Raw genomic sequence first — 21,299 nt, 5'->3', positions numbered from 1 at the left:
AAGCAGCCCGCACAGAAGCCGAAGCCCCCGGCCCCCGAACCCGGCACGGGCCCGGAGCGGGCCGGTGCCGCGACGCTGCGCCCGGCGCCCGCTTCCCCCGCCCAGCCGCCGGTCGCCCCCGCCTCCCCGGCCGCGTCCGCCCCGAAGCCCCCGGCGAAGCCGGTGACCCCGGCCGCTCCCGCGACCCGTTCGGGCGGCTCCTCCAACCGGGTCAGGGCCAGGCTCGCCCGCCTGGGCGTGCAGCGCTCCAGCCCGTACAACCCGGTCCTCGAACCGTTGCTGCGCATCGTCCGGAGCAACGACGCCAAGATCGAGACCGCCACGCTGCGCCAGATCGAGCGCGCCTACCAGGTCGCCGAGCGCTGGCACCGCGGGCAGAAGCGCAAGAGCGGCGACCCGTACATCACGCATCCGCTCGCCGTCACCACGATCCTCGCCGAGCTCGGCATGGACCCGGCGACGCTGATGGCGGGACTGCTGCACGACACCGTCGAGGACACCGAGTACGGCCTGGACACCCTGCGCCGCGACTTCGGCGACCAGGTCGCGCTGCTCGTCGACGGCGTGACCAAGCTGGACAAGGTCAAGTTCGGCGAGGCGGCACAGGCCGAGACCGTACGCAAGATGGTCGTCGCCATGGCCAAGGACCCCAGGGTCCTCGTCATCAAGCTCGCCGACCGGCTGCACAACATGCGCACCATGCGCTACCTCAAGCGGGAGAAGCAGGAGAAGAAGGCCCGCGAGACGCTTGAGATCTATGCCCCGCTGGCACACCGCCTGGGCATGAACACCATCAAGTGGGAGCTGGAGGACCTCGCCTTCGCGATCCTCTACCCCAAGATGTACGACGAGATCGTCCGCCTGGTCGCCGAGCGGGCCCCCAAGCGCGACGAGTACCTCGCCATAGTGACCGACGAGGTCCAGGCCGATCTGCGCGCCGCCCGGATCAAGGCCACCGTCACCGGCAGGCCGAAGCACTACTACAGCGTCTATCAGAAGATGATCGTGCGGGGCCGGGACTTCGCCGAGATCTACGACCTGGTGGGCATCCGGGTCCTTGTCGACACCGTCCGCGACTGCTACGCGGCGCTCGGCACCGTCCACGCGCGATGGAATCCGGTCCCCGGCCGGTTCAAGGACTACATCGCGATGCCCAAGTTCAACATGTACCAGTCGCTGCACACCACGGTGATCGGTCCCAGCGGCAAGCCCGTCGAGCTGCAGATCCGCACCTTCGACATGCACCGTCGCGCCGAGTACGGCATCGCCGCGCACTGGAAGTACAAGCAGGAGGCCGTCGCGGGCGCCTCCAAGGTGCGCACCGACGTGCCCAAGAACACCGGACGGGGCCAGGACACCGTCAACGACATGGCGTGGCTGCGCCAGCTCCTGGACTGGCAGAAGGAGACCGAGGACCCCAGTGAGTTCCTGGAGTCCCTGCGCTTCGACCTTTCCCGCAACGAGGTCTTCGTCTTCACGCCCAAGGGCGACGTCATAGCGCTCCCGGCGGGTGCGACACCGGTCGACTTCGCGTACGCCGTGCACACGGAGGTCGGCCACCGGACCATAGGGGCACGGGTCAACGGGCGGCTCGTGCCGCTCGAATCGACCCTCGACAACGGCGACCTGGTGGAGGTCTTCACCTCCAAGGCGGCCGGCGCCGGGCCGTCCCGCGACTGGCTGGGCTTCGTCAAGTCGCCCCGCGCCCGCAACAAGATCCGCGCCTGGTTCTCCAAGGAGCGCCGCGACGAGGCGATCGAGCAGGGCAAGGACGCCATCGCGCGTGCCATGCGCAAGCAGAACCTGCCGATCCAGCGCATCCTGACCGGCGACTCCCTGGTCACCCTCGCCCACGAGATGCGCTACCCCGACATCTCCTCCCTGTACGCGGCGATCGGCGAGGGCCACGTGGCCGCCGCCGGGGTCGTGCAGAAGCTGGTGCAGGCGCTCGGCGGCGAGGACGCCGCCAACGAGGACATCGCGGAGAGCTCGCCGCCCTCGCGCAGCCGCAACAAGCGCCGCTCCAACGCCGATCCGGGTGTCGTCGTCAAGGGCGTCGAGGATGTCTGGGTCAAGCTCGCGCGCTGCTGCACGCCCGTACCCGGCGACCCGATCATCGGCTTCGTCACCCGCGGCAGCGGCGTCTCCGTGCACCGGGCCGACTGCGTCAACGTCGACTCCCTGTCGCAGCAGCCGGAGCGGATCCTGGACGTCGAGTGGGCGCCGACCCAGTCCTCGGTCTTCCTGGTCGCCATCCAGGTCGAGGCCCTGGACCGGTCGCGGCTGCTCTCCGACGTCACCCGCGTCCTGTCCGACCAGCACGTCAACATCCTGTCGGCGGCCGTACAGACCTCCCGTGACCGGGTCGCCACCTCGCGCTTCACCTTCGAGATGGGAGACCCGAAACACCTCGGGCACGTACTGAAGGCGGTACGGGGCGTGGAGGGCGTCTACGACGTCTACCGGGTGACCTCGGCGCGCAGGCCGTAGCGGGCGCTTTCCGCTCTGTCCGGCTCCCTCGGGCCGCTGGCTCCTCCCGGGCAGAGGCTCCGTGTGGGACGAGCCCGCCGGGCAGAGCCGCTGGGGGCGAGCCGTCGGCGCAGAGCAGGGCACGCTGCCGGGCCGACGTGTGGAACTGGTTCCCCAGGGGCCCGTGGTCAGGTGCGCGAGGCGTTCCGCCATGCTCCCTCGACCGCACGGAGAAGAGCACCGGTCCGGCTGGTGCCGTCCTGCGACCGGACTGGCCCTCGCACGCGAAGGCTGCTCTCGCACACGAAGACGAAAGGGCCCCTCGCACACGTCCCGGGAGACGTGTGCGAGGGGCCCTGCCGCACGCCGATCAGCGGATGAGGCCGGTCGGCGGCGGGTGCTGCCCGCTCAGCCGCCGAACTCCTCCAGGCCCTTGAGCGCCTGGTCCAGCAGCGCCTGCCGGCCTTCGAGTTCCTTGGCCAGCTTGTCGGCACGGGCGTTGTTGCCCGAGGCACGGGCCGTGTCGATCTGCGTACGCAGCTTGTCCACGGCCGACTGCAGCTGACCGGTCAGACCGGCGGCACGCGCACGCGCCTCCGGGTTCGTCCGGCGCCACTCCGACTCCTCGGCCTCCTGGAGCGCCCGCTCCACCGCGTGCATCCGCCCCTCGACCTTCGGGCGGGCGTCACGCGGCACATGGCCGACGGCCTCCCAGCGCTCGTTGATGGCCCGGAACGCGGCCCTGGCCGCCTTCAGGTCCGTCACCGGCACCAGCTTCTCGGCCTCGACCGCGAGCTCCTCCTTGAGCTTGAGGTTCTCGCCCTGCTCCGCGTCCCGCTCGGCGAAGACCTCGCCACGGGCGGCGAAGAAGACGTCCTGAGCACCGCGGAAACGGTTCCACAGATCGTCCTCGGCCTCGCGCTGGGCGCGGCCCGCCGCCTTCCACTCCGTCATCAGGTCGCGATAGCGGGCGGCCGTCGCTCCCCAGTCCGTGGAGCCGGAGAGCGACTCGGCCTCGACGACCAGCTTCTCCTTGGCCTTACGGGCCTCCTCGCGCTGGGCGTCCAGCGAGGCGAAGTGGGCCTTGCGGCGCTTGGAGAACGCCGAGCGGGCGTGCGAGAAGCGGTGCCACAGCTCGTCGTCGGACTTGCGGTCGAGCCGCGGCAGGCCCTTCCACGTGTCGACGAGCGCACGCAGCCGCTCGCCCGCGGAGCGCCACTGCTCGCTCTGCGCCAGCTCCTCGGCCTCGGCGACCAGTGCCTCCTTGGCATGCTTCGCCTCGTCGGTCTGCTTCGCCTTCTGGGCCTTGCGCTCCTCGCGCCGCGAGTCGACCGTCGCGACCAGCGCGTCGAGTCGCTTGCGCAGCGCGTCGAGGTCTCCGACGGCGTGATGCTCGTCCACCTGAAGCCGCAGGTGCTCGATGGCGGTCGTGGCGTCCTTCGCCGACAGATCGGTGGTCTTCACCCGCCGTTCGAGGAGGCCGATCTCGACCACAATGCCCTCGTACTTGCGCTCGAAGTAGGCCAGAGCCTCCTCGGGGGAACCCGCCTGCCACGATCCGACGACCTGTTCGCCATCGGCTGTACGCACGTACACGGTGCCCGTCTCATCGACGCGGCCCCACGGGTCGCTGCTCACAGCGCCTCCTCCACCTGATGCCCGCGAGAGGGTTCGCCCCCCTGGCATCGTCCACAGTTTCCTGGGGCGGGCAGCGCCCGCCCTGCACAACGCCAATCTAGGCGACCGGCCGCCCGGCTGTCCGCACTCAGCGCGGCCGAAATTAATCCGGCCCGCCTCGTCGTCACCGGCCGGCCCCGCCCCGTCACGACTTGTCGACAGCGGCCTTCGAGATGTCCACGGCCTTCTTCGGCGCACCGTCGGCGGCTCCTCCGGCCACACCCGCCGCACCGATGTCCTTGACGGCCTTCAGCGAGGCGTCGTCCATCGTGCCGAACGGCGTGTAGGTGGGCGGCAGTTTGCTGTCCTTGTACACGAGGAAGAACTGGCTGCCGCCGGTGTGCGCCTGGCCGGTGTTCGCCATCGCCACCGTGCCCGCCGGATACGTGACCGTGCCGTCCTTGCCCGCCTTGCCCAGCGCCGTCAGATTCTCGTCGGGAATCGTGTAACCGGGGCCGCCCGTGCCGTCGCCCTTGGGGTCACCGCACTGCAGGACGAAAATGCCCTGCGTGGTCAGCCGGTGGCACTTCGTACCGTCGAAGAAGCCCTTGTCGGCCAGCGACTTGAAGGAGTTCGTGGTGTGCGGGGTCTTCGCCCCGTCCATCGTGAACGCGATGTCGCCCTGGCTCGTCTTGAGCGACATCGTGTACTTCGCCTTTTTGTCGATCTTCATCGCGGGCTCGGGCGTGCTGCTCTCGCTCGGCGACGGGGAGGCCGACGGGCTCGCGGCCGCGTCGCTCTTGTCCTTCTTGCCGTCACCGTCGAGGGCGAGATACGAACCGACCCCGACGACCGCCACCACGGCCACCGCGGAAGCGATGACGACGGTCAGCCGCCGCGTCCTGCGGCGGGCCTCCTCCCGGCGGTGCTGCTGCCGCTCGAACTTCTCCCTGGCGAGCTGCCGCCGCCGCTGATCGCTGCTGACCACCGGGTGATCTCCTTGTGGGTCGTGTGATGGGGCCTGGGCTGCCCGTACCGTATATGGGTTAGCTGTGGAATGAGGAGCGCCGGTAGGCTCTGGAGTGCTGCGACCTCCTCAGTCGCGATTCGCCGTCGGACGACCATTAAGGACGATCGTGCTCATTGCCGGGTTCCCCGCCGGGGCCTGGGGGACCAACTGTTACCTGGTCGCCCCGGCCGCAGGCGAGGAGTGCGTGATCATCGACCCCGGCCATCAGGCCGCGTCAGGAGTCGAGGAAGCACTGAAGAAGCATCGGCTGAAGCCTGTCGCCGTCGTACTGACCCACGGCCACATCGACCATGTCGCCTCGGTCGTCCCGGTGTGCGGCGCGCACGACGTCCCCGCCTGGATCCATCCTGAGGACCGGTACATGATGAGCGACCCGGAGAAGGCCCTCGGCCGCTCCATCGGGATGCCGCTCATGGGCGAGCTGACGGTGGGGGAGCCGGACGACGTCAAGGAACTGAGCGACGGCGCCCTGCTGAAGCTGGCCGGTCTGGAGTTCGGTGTCGCGCACGCGCCGGGCCATACCAAGGGGTCGGTGACGTTCAGGATGCCCGAGGCCGCGGATGTTCCGCAGATCCTCTTCTCGGGCGACCTGCTCTTCGCCGGCTCCGTCGGACGCACCGACCTGCCCGGCGGCGACCACGCCGAGCTGCTCGAGTCGCTGGCCCGTGTGTGCCTGCCGCTCGACGACTCGACCGTGGTGCTGTCCGGCCACGGCCCCCAGACGACCATCGGCCGCGAGCGCGCCTCGAATCCGTATCTGCACGGCATGGACGCGCCCCGACGAGGAATGTGACGAGAGAAAAACCCGTGAGCACCTTCAAGGCCCCCAAGGGCACGTACGACCTGACCCCGCCCGATTCCGCGAAGTACCTCGCGGTGCGCGAGGCGATCGCCGCACCCCTGAAGAACTCCGGCTACGGCTACATCGAGACGCCCGGCTTCGAGGACGTCGCCCTCTTCTCGCGCGGTGTCGGTGAGTCCACCGACATCGTGACCAAGGAGATGTACACGCTCACCACCAAGGGCGGCTCCGAGCTGGCGCTGCGCCCCGAGGGCACCGCGTCCGTGCTGCGCGCGGCCCTGGAGGCCAACCTCCACAAGCTCGGCAACCTGCCCGTGAAGCTCTGGTACTCCGGCTCGTACTACCGCTACGAGCGCCCGCAGAAGGGCCGCTACCGGCACTTCTCGCAGGTCGGTGCCGAGGCGATCGGCGCCGAGGACCCGGTGCTGGACGCCGAGCTGATCATCCTGGCCGACCAGGCGTACCGCACGCTGGGCCTGCGGAACTTCCGCATCCTGCTCAACTCGCTGGGCGACAAGGAGTGCCGCCCCGTCTACCGGGACGCGCTCCAGGGCTTCCTGCGCGAGCTCGACCTGGACGAGGAGACGCGTCGCCGCATCGAGATCAACCCGCTCCGGGTCCTCGACGACAAGCGGCCCGAGGTGCAGAAGCAGCTGGTCGGCGCCCCGGTGCTGCGCGACTACCTGTGCGACGCCTGCAAGGCGTACCACGAGGAGGTGCGCGACCTGCTCTCCGCGGCCGGCGTGGTGTACGAGGACGACGAGAAGCTCGTCCGCGGCCTCGACTACTACACCCGCACCACCTTCGAGTTCGTCCACGACGGGCTCGGCTCGCAGTCGGCGGTGGGCGGCGGCGGACGCTACGACGGCCTGTCCGAGATGATCGGCGGCCCGGCGCTCCCGTCGGTCGGCTGGGCGCTCGGCGTGGACCGTACGGTGCTCGCGCTGGAGGCGGAGGGCATCGAGCTCGAACTGCCCGCGACCACCAGCGTCTTCGCCGTACCGCTGGGCGAGGAGGCCCGCAGGGTGCTCTTCGGGATCGTCACGCAACTGCGCCGCGAGGGCGTGGCAGCGGACTTCGCGTACGGAAACCGTGGCCTCAAGGGTGCGATGAAGAGCGCGAACCGGTCGGGAGCGCGGCTGACGATCGTGGCGGGCGAGCGGGATCTGGCCGAGGGACTCGTCCAGCTCAAGGACATGGAGTCCGGCGAGCAGACGGCGGTGCCCCTGGCGGACGTGGCCGAGGCGATCCGCGAGCGACTGGCCTAGGTCCTGTCTGGTCGATCTTCGTGGATCAGCCCGGGGCGTCTGATGCGGTGCATCGCAAGGCGGAGGTTCGTCCTCGTACTGGACGTACTCGGGCGACACCGACAACGCGGCGAGGTGCCGCACCAGACGCCCCGGGCCCGCGAAGATCGGCAGGACAGGGCCTAGCCGCAATACCGGTGACTTTGGCGCCCGACAGAGCCTCTGTGCACGACGTTTTCGCACGTCAGAGCCGTCAATGGCGCGCTAAGTCACTGGCATTGGGCCTAGCCGTTGCAGCACTGGGCTCTTTCGTTGGGATCTTGCCGGACAGACCCGGGTGGCGCGGGGCTCGCCGGACGGGCCGGAACACCGGCTCGTCCGGCGACCACACGCAGGGCTGACCGGCGTCACCCCGTTCAGCGGGCCGGCGGCGGGCATGGCGCAGGACCGCCGGCCCGAGCACCGGACACCCGGCGTCGATGTGATGACGTCCTCGTAGCCGTGCGGCCCGGTGAGGCGGGAAGCGAAGCACGTCACCGCCTCGCGCGTCGTCAACTCGGCGGCCGTGGATTCACCCTGCCGGACGGTTCCCGCCCGGTGCCCCAACGGAGGTCGGCGGACACCCGGTCCACGCCGAGCACCGGGACCCTCTCCGTGCCGAGGCGCGACGGCCCCGCGGGACTGCCATGCGGCGCTCCTCCCGCCCGTGCCCGGCCCGAGCGCTCCCCGCCCTTCGCCTCGACGGATCGCCAGGTCCGAGCCGTCGACCACGGCCGGTCCGCCGCAGCGCCCGCGCGGGACGCCCAGCGCCACCCCGCCCCGAGTGTTCCGGTCCGGTCGCACACGGAGCTTCACGTACATCTTTATGTCCATCGAACAGAAGCCCAGCGGTGCGGTGCGGCACAATGACCGTGCCCAGCAGGCCACTCACTGATGGAACGGCGATATGACGACTGCAGCGGTTGACCATCCCTCCTCCGACCAGGACGAGGACGGCGTGAAGAGGACCATCGGCGGCAGTCGGGCGTTCGCACTGCTGCTGGTGATCACGGGCGCCGCCGGACTCCTCGCCGCCTGGGTCATCACGATCGACAAGTTCAAGTTGCTGGAGGACCCCAACTTCACACCGGGCTGCAGTCTCAACCCGGTCGTCGCCTGCGGCAACATCATGAAGAGCGAGCAGGCCGCCGCCTTCGGCTTCCCGAACCCGATGCTCGGTCTGGTCACCTACTCCGTGATCATCGGCATCGGCCTGGCGCTGCTCGCGGGCGCCCGCTTCCGCAGCTGGTACTGGCTCGGAATGAACGCCGGCACGCTGTTCGGCGTCGGCTTCTGCACCTGGCTCCAGTACCAGTCGCTCTACAACATCAACTCGCTCTGCCTGTGGTGCTGCCTGGCCTGGGTCGCCACGATCTTCATGTTCTGCTACGTCACCACGCACAACATCGAGCACCGGATCATTCCGGCGCCGAACTGGCTGCGCAACGGACTGACGGAGTTCCACTGGGTGCCGCCGGTGCTGTGGATCGGCATCATCGGCATGCTGATCCTGACCCGCTGGTGGGACTTCTGGACCAGCTGACCGGCCCCACCGCCCGGCCCCTGCCGGGCGACCGGCCCGGCAGGGATGTCAGTGCCGTGACATAGGGTTCAAAACGTGGAGCCCGACCTCTTTACCGCAGCCGCCGAAGACCGCCAGGAGAAGGACCCGTCCAGCAGCCCCCTGGCTGTCCGGATGCGCCCGCGCACCCTCGACGAGGTCGTCGGCCAGCAGCATCTGCTCAAGCCGGGCTCGCCGCTGCGCCGTCTCGTCGGCGAGGGGAACGGCGGGCCGGCGGGCCCGTCGTCCGTGATCCTCTGGGGCCCGCCCGGCATCGGGAAGACGACTCTCGCGTACGTGGTCAGCAAGGCCACCAACAAGCGCTTCGTCGAGCTCTCCGCGATCACCGCCGGCGTCAAGGAGGTACGGGCCGTCATCGAGGGCGCCCGCCGTGCCACCGGGGGCTACGGCAAGGAGACGGTCCTCTTTCTCGACGAGATCCACCGCTTCTCCAAGGCGCAGCAGGACTCCCTGCTCCCGGCCGTGGAGAACCGCTGGGTGACCCTGATCGCCGCGACCACCGAGAATCCGTACTTCTCGATCATCTCGCCGCTGCTGTCGCGCTCGCTGCTGCTCACCCTGGAATCCCTCACCGACGAAGACCTGCGCGGCCTGCTGCGGCGTGCCCTGGCCGACGAACGCGGACTCGGCGGCACGGTGGCGCTGCCGGAGGACGCCGAGTCGCATCTGCTGCGCATCGCGGGTGGCGACGCCCGCCGGGCGCTCACGGCGCTGGAGGCCGCGGCCGGTGCGGCGCTGTCCAAGCAGGAGAAGGAGATCACCCTCCTGACCCTGGAGGAGACCGTCGACCGTGCCGCCGTCACGTACGACCGGGACGGCGACCAGCACTACGACGTGACGAGTGCGCTCATCAAATCGATCCGCGGCTCCGACGTGGACGCCGCGCTGCATTTCCTGGCCCGGATGATCGAGGCGGGGGAGGACCCCAGGTTCATCGCCCGGCGGCTGATGATCTCGGCGAGCGAGGACATCGGTCTCGCCGACCCCACGGCGCTGCCCACCGCCGTAGCGGCCGCCCAGGCGGTTGCCATGATCGGATTTCCGGAGGCGGCGCTCATCCTGAGCCAGGCCACGATCGCCCTGGCGCTCGCCCCCAAGTCCAATGCGGCGACACTGGCGATCTTCGCCGCCCAGGAGGACGTACGGAAGGGACTCGCGGGCCCCGTCCCGGCGCATCTGCGCGACGGCCACTACAAGGGCGCTGCCAAGCTGGGCCATGCCGTGGGCTATGTGTATCCGCACGATGTCCCCGGAGGTATCGCCGCCCAGCAGTACGCCCCGGACGCCGTCCGTGACCAGCGGTATTACCAGCCCACGCGCTACGGCGCGGAGGCGCGCTACGCGGATGTGGTGGAGCGGGTCCGCGAGCGGCTCGGCCGCACGGGCCCCGGCGGCGGCACGAGCCCGTCCGCCGGCTGAGCACGACGGGGCCGCCGAGGACGCGCCGGGCCCTGAGCGCGCGGGGGTCTTTCGGCTCAGCTCGCCGCGGCCTCGAAGAGCGTGTGCATGGCGTGGCGCAGCTCGCTGATGTCACGCACCGGCCCGGGAAATTCGAAGCGTGTGTCGAAGCAGCGGTCGCGGTCCTCGCACAGCCGCACCCGCAGCCCGTACCGGTCCAGCGCGAGCGGCACCACGGAGGACCGGCGGGCCGCGCCGGAATGGGCCGGACGCTCGCCGAGCAGCCCGTACAGCGCGTCCAGCTGTTCGCCGTGCGCCGCGTGCAGATGCTGGAGCAGTTCCGCCTCGTGGCCGACGAGCGGGTCGGGGGCCGCGTCCCGGAACGCGTCGGGTGCGACCTCCTCGGCGCCCCACAGATCGTCGATGTACGCCTCGCCCGTCTCCAGCCGCAGCGTCGTCCGGCCGGGCCCGGACATGCCCGGTACGGTGGTGAGCCGGCCGGAGACCCACGCGCGACCGCGGATGCGGTGGGGCACGGAGACCGGGGCGACGTCCGTGATCTCCAGCACAGCCGTCAGTTCGTCGTCCTCGACGTGCGTCGCCGCCCGCACGGCCGGGGAATCCGCGGGGAGTTCGAGGAACAGATCCCCGTCGGCGCCCACGTGCCTGGTCAGCGGCATCAGGGGATCCGGGCCTGCGGCGTTGAGCCCGGGGACGAGCAGTACCGCCGAACAGGTACTCTGTACGAGAGTTCGTGTGCGCTCGGCTGCTGACGGCATCCGAGTGTTTTCAAGCCCGCCGGGACGCGGCTGACCACGATCTGATCGGTCCTCCGTCGTATCGGCACCCTGAGAGGTGTCGACGCTGTCAGTGCTGTCCGTGATGTGTGTGGTGTTCCCCGGGCGAGACATGCGATCTCCTCAAGTAAGGTGAGCCTAACCTAACCTACAACGGAGGTCTGGAGAACGTGCCTAACCAGTCGCGTCCCAAGGTCAAGAAGAGCCGCGCGCTCGGCATCGCGCTGACGCCGAAGGCCGTCAAGTACTTCGAGGCCCGCCCCTACCCGCCGGGCGAGCACGGCCGTGGTCGCAAGCAGAACTCGGACTACAAGGTCCGTCTGCTGGAGAAGCAGCGCCTGCGTGCCCAGTACGACATCAGCGAGCGTCAGATGGCGCGTGCCTACGACCGCGCCAAAAAGGCCGAGGGCAAGACGGGCGAGGCGCTCGTCGTCGAGCTGGAGCGTCGTCTCGACGCCCTGGTGCTGCGTTCGGGCATCGCCAGGACCATCTACCAGGCCCGCCAGATGGTCGTCCACGGTCACATCGAGGTCGACGGCCGCAAGGTCGACAAGCCGTCCTTCCGTGTCCGTCCCGACAACATCGTGATGGTCCGCGAGCGCAGCCGCGACAAGCACCCCTTCCAGGTTGCCCGCGCCGGTGGCTACGCCCCCGACGGTGAGACCCCGCGCTACCTGCAGGTGAACCTGCAGGCCCTGGCCTTCCGTCTTGACCGGGACCCGAACCGCAAGGAAATCCCCGTGATCTGCGACGAGCAGCTCGTCGTCGAGTACTACGCCCGCTGATCCAGGCATAGCCGCTCTCAGCAGCGCTCCGGCCCGCCCCTCCCCGATGTACGGGAGGCGGCGGGCCTCCGCGTTTTCCCGGGGCCGGGCAGGGGGCCGGGCAGCCGGCCCGGCGGCTGTGCCCGGTTCGCGGGCCCGCTCCTGAGCGCCCTGGCCACCGCCGCGTCCAGATCAAGCTGCCCGCCCGCGCGCAGCCCCGACTCGTAGGGACCGTCGCCCAGCTCCCGGCGCGCCAGCTCCTCGCACCGAACCCGGGGCTGCCCGTAGTACGCCGAACCGAACAGCGGCAGCCCCACCGACGGCCAGATCCGGTCGGCGGCCCCCTGCAGCACCGCTGCCTCCGCCGCGTCCCCTTCCAGCGCCGTGACCAGTGCCAGCAGCTCCAGGGCGAGTACGGAGCCCAACAGATCGTGGAAGGCGTGACCGATCGACAGGGACTCGCCGAGCAGCTCCCGGGCCCGGTCCGGCCCACCCCGTTGCAGTGCGGCGAAGGCCAGCACGTACAGCGCGTACGAGAGGGCCCACCGTTCCCCGTGGTCCTCGCAGATCTCCCTGACCTCCTCGCAGATCGCGGCCGCCCCGTCCAGATCCCCGTGGAATCCGGCCGCCATCGCCAGTTCGATCTGGGCCATCAGCACATTGCTGTTCAGCTCACCGAGTTCCCGGTAGCGGCCGAGTGCTTCGCCCAGCAGCTCCTGCGCCCTGACCATGTCGTCCGTGAGAAGCGCCAGGCACCCCATCCGGTGCACCGCGTACGCGAGCGCCGTGGAGTCGCCCGCCCGGTCCGCCTCGTCCCGACACTCCTGCAGCGCACAGACCGCACCGACCGGGTCGCCCTGCAGCACGGCCACGTGTCCGAGCACCCACAAGGCCTTCAGCCGCGAGGAGTCGTACGGTGACTCCTCCTCCAGCACATGGTCCAGCCAGTGCCGGCCCTCCGAGAGGCGCCCGCACCCCACCCAGAGGAACCAGAGGGTGCCCGCCAGATACTGCGCGAGATGCGCCTCGTCCACGCTGTCCAGCGAATACTCCATCGCCCGCCGCAGATTCGGCAGTTCGCTCTCCACCCGGGCGGCCACCTCGTCCTGTCGCGGGCTGAACCAGTCGAGCTCGCACATGGTCGCAAGCCCCAGGAACCAGTCCCGGTGGCGGCGTCTCAACCGGTCCGTCTCACCCGTGGCCGCAAGCCACTCGGCGCCGTACTCGCGCACCGTGTCCAGCATCCGGTAGCGGGTGCCGGCCGCCCAGTCCTCACGTAGGACGACGGACTGCGTCAGCAGCCCGGAGAGCACATCGAGCACCGAGTCGGCCGGCAGATCGGCGCCGCTGCAGATGTATTCGACGGCCTCCAGATCGAACTGCCCGGCGAACACCGAGAGCCGCGCCCACAACAGCCGCTGCTCCGGCGCGCAGAGCTCATGACTCCAGCCGATGGCCGTACGGAGTGTCTGGTGGCGGGCCAGCGCGCTGCGGCTGGAGCCGGTCAGCAGCCGGAAGCGGTCGTCCAGGCGCTGCAGCACCTGTTCGGTGGAGAGGGCGCGCAGCCGTCCGGCGGCCAGTTCCAGCGCGAGCGGGATTCCGTCCAGCCGGTGGCACAGCTCGCGTGCGGTCGTGCGGTTGTGGTCGGTCAGCCGGAACTCCGGCCGTACCGCGGCGGCCCGCTCCTCGAAGAGGAGCATCGCGTCCTCGTCATTCATCGGCGCGAGCGGGAAGGTGACCTCGCCGTCCAGCTCCAGAGGCAGCCGCCCGGCGGCCAGCACTCGCAGGCGTGGGGCCCGGCGCAGCAGTTCACGTACCAGTTCGGCACAGGCGTCCACGAAGTGCTCGAAGCCGTCGATCACCAGGAGCAGTTGGCGCCCGGCGAGATGTTCGAGGAGTGTCGTGCGCGGTGGTCTGCCGGTGTGATCGGTGAGTCCGAGGGCGTCGACCAGTGCGTGGTCCAGCAACTCCGGATCGTGGAGGGCGGACAGCTCCACCATCCAGACTCCGTCGCAGTACCGTTTCTCCAAAAGTGTCGCGATCTTGGCGGCGCAGCGGGTCTTGCCCACTCCGCCGACCCCGACCACGGTGACGAGCCTCGACTCGTTCAGCAGCCGACCGAGGTCGGCCAGTTCGTCCTCTCGCCCCACAAACCTGTTCAGTTCCGCCGGGAGATTGCCGAGGGCGCCGGCGGAGGCGCTCGGATCGTGGGGGGACGGGCGGGAGCGCTGGGGGCGTCGCATGAAACACGCAGAGTACTGGTCCGGAAGCTCTCCGTACAATCTCCTTATGGCAACTCGGGCCTTCCCGCCGGTAATGCGGTACGGGGCGCGACCACCGGCGCGATAGGCTCGGGAGACGACGACTGGCTGTGGTGACGGCGGTCGCCGGACCGAGCAGAGACAGTACAGAGACAGCGACAAGCTAGAGAGCGGTGCACTGTGTCCGGTGGAGAGGTGGCCGGGATCCTGGTGGCCGTCTTCTGGGCGATCCTGGTTTCGTTCCTCGCCGTCGTACTGGTGAGGCTGGCCCAGACGCTCAGGGCGACCACCAAGCTCGTGGCGGACGTGACCGAGCAGGCGGTCCCGCTGCTTGCCGACGCCTCCGCCACGGTGCGTTCCGCGCAGACCCAGCTCGACAAGGTCGACGCGATCGCGTCGGACGTCCAGGAAGTGACCTCGAACGCCTCAGCGCTGTCCACCACCGTCGCCTCGACCTTCGGCGGCCCGCTCGTCAAGGTCGCCGCGTTCGGTTACGGGGTACGGCAGGCCATCGGCCGCAAGACCGATCCGGAACCGGAACCTGCCCGTCGGCCGGCCCGTCGCACGGTGATCGTCGGCCGCACCGTGCCGTCCACGCGCGGCAGGAAGCGCAACGGCAGAAACTTCCGCGGATCTAAGGACTGACGCAGCGATGTTCCGCCGTACGTTCTGGTTCACCGCCGGCGCCGCCGCCGGTGTCTGGGCCACCACCAAGGTCAACCGGAAGCTCAGGCAGCTGACCCCGGAGAGTCTCGCGGCGCAGGCCGCGGACAAGGCGATCGAGACCGGCCACAAGCTCAAGGACTTCGCTCTGGACGTCCGTGAGTCGATGGCCCGGCGAGAGGCCGAACTGGGCGAGGCACTGGGCCTGGAGGCGCCGGTCGACCCGGACCTCCCCGTGCGGCGTCAGTTCGCCGTCGAGGCGGCCGAACCCGTCGGACCGGACAGGCCCCTCGAAGTCGGCAACCACCGCAAGCTCCCCTACAACTCGTACAACCGGAATGAGGACCACTGATGGAGTCGGCTGAAATTCGTCGCCGCTGGCTGAGCTTCTTCGAGGAGCGCGGTCACACCGTCGTCCCTTCGGCGTCGCTCATCGCGGACGACCCGACTCTGCTGCTGGTCCCCGCGGGCATGGTCCCCTTCAAGCCGTACTTCCTCGGCGAGGTCAAGCCGCCCGCGCCGCGCGTCACCAGCGTGCAGAAGTGTGTCCGTACACCGGACATCGAGGAGGTCGGCAAGACCACCCGGCACGGCACGTTCTTCCAGATGTGCGGCAACTTCTCCTTCGGGGACTACTTCAAGGAAGGCGCCATCAGCTACGCCTGGGAGGCTCTGACGAGCTCCGTGGCGGACGGCGGCTTCGGTCTCGACCCCGAGCGGCTGTGGATCACGGTCTATCTGGACGACGACGAGGCCGAGCAGATCTGGCGCGACAAGATCGGCGTACCGGCCGAGCGCATCCAGCGCCTGGGCAAGAAGGACAACTTCTGGTCGATGGGCGTCCCCGGTCCCTGCGGCCCCTGCTCCGAGATCAACTACGACCGCGGCCCCGAGTTCGGCGTCGAGGGCGGCCCGGCCGTCAACGACGAGCGGTACGTGGAGATCTGGAACCTGGTCTTCATGCAGTTCGAGCGGGGTGCCGGCGACGGCAAGGAGGACTTCCCGATCCTCGGCGACCTGCCGTCGAAGAACATCGACACGGGTCTGGGCCTGGAACGCCTCGCCATGATCCTGCAGGGCGTACAGAACATGTACGAGACCGACACCCTGCGCGTCGTCATGGACAAGGCCACCGAGCTGACCGGTGTGCGGTACGGCGCCGACCACGGTTCGGACGTCTCGCTGCGCGTGGTCGCCGACCACATCCGCACCTCCGTGATGCTCATCGGTGACGGCGTCACCCCCGGCAACGAGGGCCGCGGCTACGTGCTGCGCCGCATCATGCGCCGCGCCATCCGCAACATGCGGCTGCTGGGTGCCACCGGACCGGTCGTCAAGGACCTGGTCGACGTCGTGATCAACACGATGGGGCAGCAGTACTCGGAGCTGATCACCGACCGCAAGCGCATCGAGACCGTCGCCCTCGCCGAGGAGGCCGCGTTCCTCAAGGCCCTCAAGGGCGGCACCAACATTCTCGACACCGCCGTCACGGAGACCAAGGCCGCCGGTGGCAAGGTCCTCGCCGGCGACAAGGCGTTCCTGCTCCACGACACCTGGGGCTTCCCGATCGACCTCACCCTGGAGATGGCCGCCGAACAGGGCCTCTCGGTCGACGAGGACGGCTTCCGCCGCCTGATGAGGGAACAGCGGGAACGTGCCAAGGCCGACGCCAAGGCCAAGAAGACCGGCCACGCCGACCTCTCCGCCTACCGTGCGGTCGCCGACAACTCCGGCATCACCGAGTTCACCGGCTACACCGCCACCGAGGGCGAGTCGACGATCGTCGGCCTGCTCGTCGACGGCGTGCCCTCGCCCGCCGCCTCCGAGGGTGACGAGATCGAAGTCGTCCTGGACCGCACCCCGTTCTACGCCGAGGGCGGCGGCCAGCTCGCCGACCAGGGCCGGATCCGGCTCGACAGCGGCGCCGTCATCCAGGTGCGCGACGTCCAACAGCCGGTCCCCGGCGTCTCCGTCCACAAGGGCTCGGTGCAGGTCGGCGAGGTGACCGTCGGCGCCTCCGCCTACGCCGCCATCGACAACACCCGCCGCCGCGCCATCGCCCGCGCCCACAGCGCCACGCACCTCACGCACCAGGCGCTGCGCGACGCACTGGGACCGACGGCCGCCCAGGCCGGTTCGGAGAACTCGCCGGGCCGCTTCCGTTTCGACTTCGGCTCGCCTGCCGCCGTGCCCGGCACGGTCCTGACCGACGTCGAGCAGAAGATCAACGAGGTCCTCGCCCGCGAACTCGACGTCCAGGCCGAGGTCATGTCGATCGACGAGGCCAAGAAGCAGGGCGCCATCGCCGAGTTCGGCGAGAAGTACGGCGAGCGGGTCCGGGTCGTCACCATCGGCGACTTCTCCAAGGAGCTCTGCGGCGGCACGCACGTGCACAACACCGCCCAGCTGGGCCTGGTGAAGCTGCTCGGCGAATCGTCCATCGGTTCCGGGGTGCGCCGCATCGAGGCCCTCGTCGGCGTGGACGCGTACAACTTCCTTGCCAGGGAGCACACGGTCGTCGCCCAGCTCCAGGAGCTGGTCAAGGGCCGTCCCGAGGAGCTTCCGGAGAAGATCGCCGGAATGCTCGGCAAGCTGAAGGACGCCGAGAAGGAGATCGAGAAGTTCCGCGCGGAGAAGGTCCTCCAGGCCGCTGCCGGACTGGTCGATTCCGCCAAGGACGTACGCGGCGTCGCCCTGGTCACGGGGCAGGTACCGGACGGCACCTCGGCCGACGACCTGCGCAAGCTCGTCCTGGACGTCCGAGGGCGCATCCAGGGCGGCCGCCCGGCCGTCGTGGCCCTGTTCACCACCGCCAACGGCCGTCCCCTGACCGTGATCGCCACCAACGAGGCCGCCCGGGAACGCGGACTCAAGGCCGGTGACCTGGTCCGTACCGCCGCCAAGACCCTCGGCGGCGGTGGCGGCGGCAAGCCGGACGTCGCCCAGGGCGGCGGCCAGGACCCCGAGGCCATCGGCGCGGCCGTGGCCGCGGTCGAACGCCTCGTCACCGAGACGGCGTGACAGCGGGGATGACACAGATGCGCCGCGGTCGTCGTCTCGCGATCGATGTCGGGGACGCCCGGATCGGGGTCGCCTCGTGCGACCCCGATGGGATCCTCGCCACGCCGGTGGAGACCGTTCCGGGACGCGATGTCCCGGCGGCCCACCGGCGGCTCGGGCAGATCGTCGAGGAGTACGAGCCGATCGAGATCATCATCGGCCTGCCGCGGTCCCTCGGCGGCGGTGAGGGGCCCGCCGCTGCCAAGATCCGGGTCTTCGCCCAGGAGGTGGCCCGCTCGGTCGCGCCCATTCCGGTGCGATTGGTGGACGAGAGGATGACCACAGTAACGGCGAGTCAAGGACTGCGCGCCTCGGGCGTGAAGTCCAGGAAAGGCCGTTCCGTCATCGATCAGGCTGCCGCTGTGGTGATCCTTCAGAACGCTCTGGAGTCCGAACGGGCGTCAGGTAAACCCCCGGGCGAAGGCGTCGAAACGGTTGGCTGATCGCGATACGGTAACGTTCCGCGCGATGTGGCGGTGTTCGAACAAACACCGCACAGCAAAGAGACGGAACGTCGTCTCGCGGCTCTAGGGGATCGATGACTGAGTATGGCCGGGGCCCCGGCTCCGAACCGTGGCATCCCGAGGACCCCTTGTACGGGGACCAGGGATGGGGAGGACAGCAGTCCGCCCACGGCCAGAACCAGTACGGCGGCGGGCAGCAGCCCTATCCCCAGGACCCGCACGCGCACCAGTCGCACCCGCAGGATCCGTACGCGCAGCAGCAGCAGCAGCAGCAACAGCAACAGCAACAGCAACAGCAACCCCAGGATCCGTACGCGCAGCAGCAACAGCAACCCCAGGATCAGTACGCGCAGCAGCAACAGCATTTCCCGGACCCGTACGCACAGCAGCAGCCTTACCAGCCGCAGCAGCCGACGTACGGGGTCCCGCAGGATCCGTATGCGCAGCAGCAGCCCCAGCAGCCCCAGCAGCCCCAGTACGACAACGGCGGCTGGGACACCGGGCAGCAGTCCGCCGGGATGCCCTACGACCCCCAGGCGTCGGCCGACCCCTACGGCGGCAGGCAGGCCGGCTACGGCGAGACGCCCGACCACTACGGCACGCCGGAGGCCTACCCGCCGCCGCAGCCCCCGGGCCGCCGGGAGGCCGCTCCCGAGCAGGCCCCCACGCAGAACCCCGACTGGGACCCGGAGAGCAAGCCGGAGGAGACCCACCCCTTCTTCACGGGCGACGACGGCGACAAGGACGACGACGAGTACGACGACGATCCGCGTGAGACGCGCCGCGGTGGCCGGGGCGGCAACGAGCGCCGGGGCAAGGGCAAGAAAAAGAGCCGCAGCGGCTGCGCGTGCCTGGTCGTCTCGCTGGTCCTGGCCGGCGGCCTCGGGGGAGTGGGATACCTCGGGTACACGTTCTGGCAGGACAAGTTCGGCGCGGCGCCCGACTACACCGGAACGGGCACCGGCGAGGTCGAGGTCGAGATCACGAAGGGCGCCCTCGGATACGACATCGGCAACATCCTGAAGCAGAAGGGTGTCGTCAAGAGCGTCGACGCGTTCGTCGCCGCGCAGAACGAGAACCCCAAGGGCAAGTCCATCCAGGCCGGCGTCTATCTGCTCCACGAGCAGATGTCCGCGGCCGAGGCCTTGAAGCTGATGCTCGACCCGAAGAGCCAGAATCTTCTGGTCATTCCCGAGGGCACCCGCAACAGCGCGATCTACGAGAAGATCGACAAGAGGCTGGGCCTCAAAGCCGGGACCACGCAGGGAATCGCCAAGACCGATGCGGGCAAACTCGGTCTGCCGGAATGGGCGAACAACGATCCGCAGATCTTGGACCCGCTGGAGGGCTTCCTGTTCCCGGCGGCCTACCCGGTCGTCAAGGGAATGAAGCCCGAGGCCGTCCTGAAGAAGATGGTCTCCCGGGCCAACGAGGAGTACGGCAAGGTCGACCTCGAAGGCTCCGCCCAGAAGCTGGGCCTCAAGAACCCCTGGCAGGTGATCACCGTCGCCAGCCTCGTTCAGGCCGAGGGCAAGTACAAGCACGACTTCGACAAGGTCGCACGAGTCGTCTACAACAGGCTCAAGCCGAACAACACCGAGACCTACGGGCTCCTCGACTTCGACTCGACGGTGAACTACGCCAAGGCGCAGAGCACGCTGGACATAGGGGCAGTGTCCGGTCTGCGGGAGTTCAAGCATCCGTACAACACGTACTACATCCACGGCCTGCCGCCCGGCCCCATCACCAATCCCGGCGAAGCCGCGCTGCATTCGGCGATCAAGCCCGCTCCCGGACCCTGGTACTACTTCGTATCCGTGACCGAGGACAAGACCCTGTTCGCGGTCACCAACGACGAGCAGGAACGGAACCGGAAGAAGTACGAAGAGGAGAAGTCGGGCCAGTGAGCACCATCCGGCGGGCGGCCGTTCTCGGCTCGCCCATCGCCCACTCGCTCTCCCCGGTCCTGCACCGGGCCGCGTACGCCGAACTCGGCCTCACCCACTGGACGTACGACCGGTTCGAGGTCGACGAGGCGGCCCTCCCTGCCTTCATGGCGGGGCTCGACTCCACCTGGGCCGGGCTCTCGCTGACCATGCCGCTCAAGCGCGCGATCATCCCGCTGCTGGACTCCATCAGCGAGACCGCGTCCTCGGTGGAGGCCGTCAACACGGTGGTTTTCACCGAGGACGGCCGCCGGATCGGCGACAACACCGATATCCCCGGCATGATCGCCGCGCTGCGCGAACGCGGTGTGGAGAAGACCGACTCGGCCGCCGTTCTCGGGGCCGGAGCGACCGCTTCCTCGGCGCTCGCCGCGCTGGCCGAGATCTGTACGGGACCGGTCACGGCCTACGTCCGAAGCCGGGAACGGGGCCAGGAGATGCGCGACTGGGGCGAGCGCCTCGGCGTCGACGTCCGGATCTCCGACTGGGCGGACGCCGGGCAGGCGCTGCGGGCCCCGTTGGTCATCGCCACCACCCCGGCCGGTGCCACGGACGCGCTGACCGACGCCGTACCGGATCGGCCGGGCACGTTGTTCGATGTCCTGTATGACCCATGGCCGACTTGTTTGGCGGCGGCGTGGTCGAGGCACTGCGGTGATGTCGTGGGCGGCCTGGATCTGCTGGCACATCAGGCGTTGCTTCAAATCGGCCAATTCACCGGAAATTCCGATATTTCGATTGCGATGTTGAAAGAAGCCGGCTCGAAAGCGCTGGAAACGGCACATTCACCAAAAGGCGAGATCGATGGTTAGCTGATTTTCGTAAAGTAATTACTTCCCATCTTGGTGGATGTTAAGTTTCGTTCACGAGAGAATGGGAGGGGTCGTGAAGAAGCGCCGTACAGCTGTCACCTTGGCGTCATGTATTTCGATGCTGGGGTTTGGAATTGCTGTAGCGGAGCCGGCTGCAGCCGCTGCGACAACGCCTGAGGGTGCATGCGGGTCGGGATACTCCAGACTTCAGTCGGTGGGCATGGGGTGGAGTAGTCAGAATCAGGAATTCTCGGCACGCACCTACTTGCTCTACAGTTCGGCCACGGGGAAAAATTGCGTGGTGACGATGCGAAGCCCTGGATGGTGCGGGAAGGGTACTGAGCTGCT

The 21,299-nt window shown here is 69.1% G+C and carries 16 protein-coding genes; 12 read left to right on the top strand and 4 right to left on the bottom strand.

Features of this window, described 5'->3' with window-relative positions:
• The first annotated feature begins 75 nt into the window (after positions 1 to 75).
• Positions 76 to 2,490 (top strand): RelA/SpoT family protein, encoded by a 2,415-nt coding sequence (locus tag ACZ68L_RS04630; protein WP_469574561.1) that lies wholly within the window; start codon positions 76 to 78, stop codon positions 2,488 to 2,490.
• Positions 2,491 to 2,877: 387 nt separating this feature from the next.
• Here ACZ68L_RS04630 and ACZ68L_RS04625 read toward each other — a convergent pair whose 3' ends face one another.
• Positions 2,878 to 4,107 (bottom strand): DUF349 domain-containing protein, encoded by a 1,230-nt coding sequence (locus ACZ68L_RS04625; RefSeq protein WP_469574159.1) that lies wholly within the window; start codon positions 4,105 to 4,107, stop codon positions 2,878 to 2,880.
• A 184-nt stretch (positions 4,108 to 4,291) separates the two neighbouring features.
• Positions 4,292 to 5,074, bottom strand: a complete 783-nt coding sequence (locus ACZ68L_RS04620; protein ID WP_469574157.1) for a peptidylprolyl isomerase — start codon at positions 5,072 to 5,074, stop codon at positions 4,292 to 4,294.
• Positions 5,075 to 5,222: 148 nt separating this feature from the next.
• Between ACZ68L_RS04620 and ACZ68L_RS04615 the strand changes: the two genes are divergently transcribed.
• The 4 genes from ACZ68L_RS04615 to ACZ68L_RS04600 all read left to right on the top strand — a co-directional run bounded on the left by ACZ68L_RS04615 (position 5,223) and on the right by ACZ68L_RS04600 (position 10,205).
• On the top strand, positions 5,223 to 5,909 hold the full coding sequence (locus ACZ68L_RS04615) for an MBL fold metallo-hydrolase (protein ID WP_266745112.1): 687 nt from the start codon (positions 5,223 to 5,225) through the stop codon (positions 5,907 to 5,909).
• A gap of 14 nt (positions 5,910 to 5,923) precedes the next feature.
• Entirely contained in the window at positions 5,924 to 7,186 is a 1,263-nt protein-coding gene (gene hisS / locus ACZ68L_RS04610; protein WP_469574155.1) for a histidine--tRNA ligase, read from the top strand.
• 925 nt (positions 7,187 to 8,111) lie between these two features.
• Positions 8,112 to 8,747, top strand: coding sequence for a vitamin K epoxide reductase family protein (locus ACZ68L_RS04605; protein ID WP_469574154.1), 636 nt, complete (start codon positions 8,112 to 8,114; stop codon positions 8,745 to 8,747).
• A gap of 75 nt (positions 8,748 to 8,822) precedes the next feature.
• Positions 8,823 to 10,205 carry a replication-associated recombination protein A gene (locus ACZ68L_RS04600; RefSeq protein ID WP_469574153.1) on the top strand — a complete coding sequence of 461 codons (1,383 nt, stop codon included), beginning with the start codon at positions 8,823 to 8,825 and terminating at the stop codon, positions 10,203 to 10,205.
• Positions 10,206 to 10,261: 56 nt separating this feature from the next.
• Here the strand turns inward: ACZ68L_RS04600 and ACZ68L_RS04595 are convergent, their stop codons facing one another.
• Positions 10,262 to 10,963 carry a DUF2470 domain-containing protein gene (locus tag ACZ68L_RS04595; protein WP_469574152.1) on the bottom strand — a complete coding sequence of 234 codons (702 nt, stop codon included), beginning with the start codon at positions 10,961 to 10,963 and terminating at the stop codon, positions 10,262 to 10,264.
• A 188-nt stretch (positions 10,964 to 11,151) separates the two neighbouring features.
• On the opposite strand from ACZ68L_RS04595, the gene rpsD reads away from it, so the two are divergent.
• A complete protein-coding gene (gene rpsD / locus ACZ68L_RS04590; RefSeq protein WP_351074319.1) occupies positions 11,152 to 11,766 on the top strand; it encodes a 30S ribosomal protein S4 in 615 nt (204 codons plus the stop codon).
• Between the two features lie 17 nt (positions 11,767 to 11,783).
• On the opposite strand, the gene ACZ68L_RS04585 is transcribed toward rpsD, so the two are convergent.
• Positions 11,784 to 13,988 (bottom strand): ATP-binding protein, encoded by a 2,205-nt coding sequence (locus ACZ68L_RS04585; RefSeq protein WP_469574151.1) that lies wholly within the window; start codon positions 13,986 to 13,988, stop codon positions 11,784 to 11,786.
• Between the two features lie 213 nt (positions 13,989 to 14,201).
• Here ACZ68L_RS04585 and ACZ68L_RS04580 point away from each other — a divergent pair, with 213 nt between their 5' ends.
• The 6 genes from ACZ68L_RS04580 (at position 14,202) to ACZ68L_RS04555 (ending at position 20,951) form a co-directional block, all read left to right on the top strand.
• Positions 14,202 to 14,651 (top strand): DUF948 domain-containing protein, encoded by a 450-nt coding sequence (locus tag ACZ68L_RS04580; protein ID WP_469574560.1) that lies wholly within the window; start codon positions 14,202 to 14,204, stop codon positions 14,649 to 14,651.
• Between the two features lie 7 nt (positions 14,652 to 14,658).
• On the top strand, positions 14,659 to 15,021 hold the full coding sequence (locus tag ACZ68L_RS04575) for a DUF6167 family protein (RefSeq protein ID WP_469574150.1): 363 nt from the start codon (positions 14,659 to 14,661) through the stop codon (positions 15,019 to 15,021).
• Positions 15,021 to 17,690 carry an alanine--tRNA ligase gene (gene alaS / locus ACZ68L_RS04570; protein WP_469574148.1) on the top strand — a complete coding sequence of 890 codons (2,670 nt, stop codon included), beginning with the start codon at positions 15,021 to 15,023 and terminating at the stop codon, positions 17,688 to 17,690. The genes ACZ68L_RS04575 and alaS overlap by 1 nt, the downstream gene beginning before the upstream one ends.
• An 8-nt stretch (positions 17,691 to 17,698) precedes the next feature.
• A complete protein-coding gene (gene ruvX, locus ACZ68L_RS04565; RefSeq protein ID WP_469574146.1) occupies positions 17,699 to 18,172 on the top strand; it encodes a Holliday junction resolvase RuvX in 474 nt (157 codons plus the stop codon).
• Between the two features lie 95 nt (positions 18,173 to 18,267).
• A complete protein-coding gene (gene mltG / locus ACZ68L_RS04560; protein WP_469574144.1) occupies positions 18,268 to 20,100 on the top strand; it encodes an endolytic transglycosylase MltG in 1,833 nt (610 codons plus the stop codon).
• The gene (locus ACZ68L_RS04555; RefSeq protein ID WP_469574142.1) at positions 20,097 to 20,951 is read left to right on the top strand and encodes a shikimate dehydrogenase; all 855 of its coding nucleotides are present in this window, start codon (positions 20,097 to 20,099) and stop codon (positions 20,949 to 20,951) included. Before mltG ends, ACZ68L_RS04555 begins: the two co-directional genes overlap by 4 nt.
• The last annotated feature ends 348 nt before the right edge of the window (positions 20,952 to 21,299 follow it).

Source organism: Streptomyces sp. NPDC104309, from assembly GCF_055584025.1.
Note: the sequence above shows the minus strand (reverse complement) of the source record. Positions and strands in the feature narration are given on the sequence as shown.

Coding starts and splice junctions, on each gene's coding strand:
- ACZ68L_RS04575 (WP_469574150.1), top strand. CDS start 14,659: ATGTTCCGCCGTACGTTCTGGTTCACCGCCGGCGCCGCCGCCGGTGTC.
- ACZ68L_RS04595 (WP_469574152.1), bottom strand. CDS start 10,963: ATGCCGTCAGCAGCCGAGCGCACACGAACTCTCGTACAGAGTACCTGT.
- ruvX (WP_469574146.1), top strand. CDS start 17,699: ATGACACAGATGCGCCGCGGTCGTCGTCTCGCGATCGATGTCGGGGAC.
- mltG (WP_469574144.1), top strand. CDS start 18,268: ATGACTGAGTATGGCCGGGGCCCCGGCTCCGAACCGTGGCATCCCGAG.
- alaS (WP_469574148.1), top strand. CDS start 15,021: ATGGAGTCGGCTGAAATTCGTCGCCGCTGGCTGAGCTTCTTCGAGGAG.
- ACZ68L_RS04605 (WP_469574154.1), top strand. CDS start 8,112: ATGACGACTGCAGCGGTTGACCATCCCTCCTCCGACCAGGACGAGGAC.
- ACZ68L_RS04585 (WP_469574151.1), bottom strand. CDS start 13,988: ATGCGACGCCCCCAGCGCTCCCGCCCGTCCCCCCACGATCCGAGCGCC.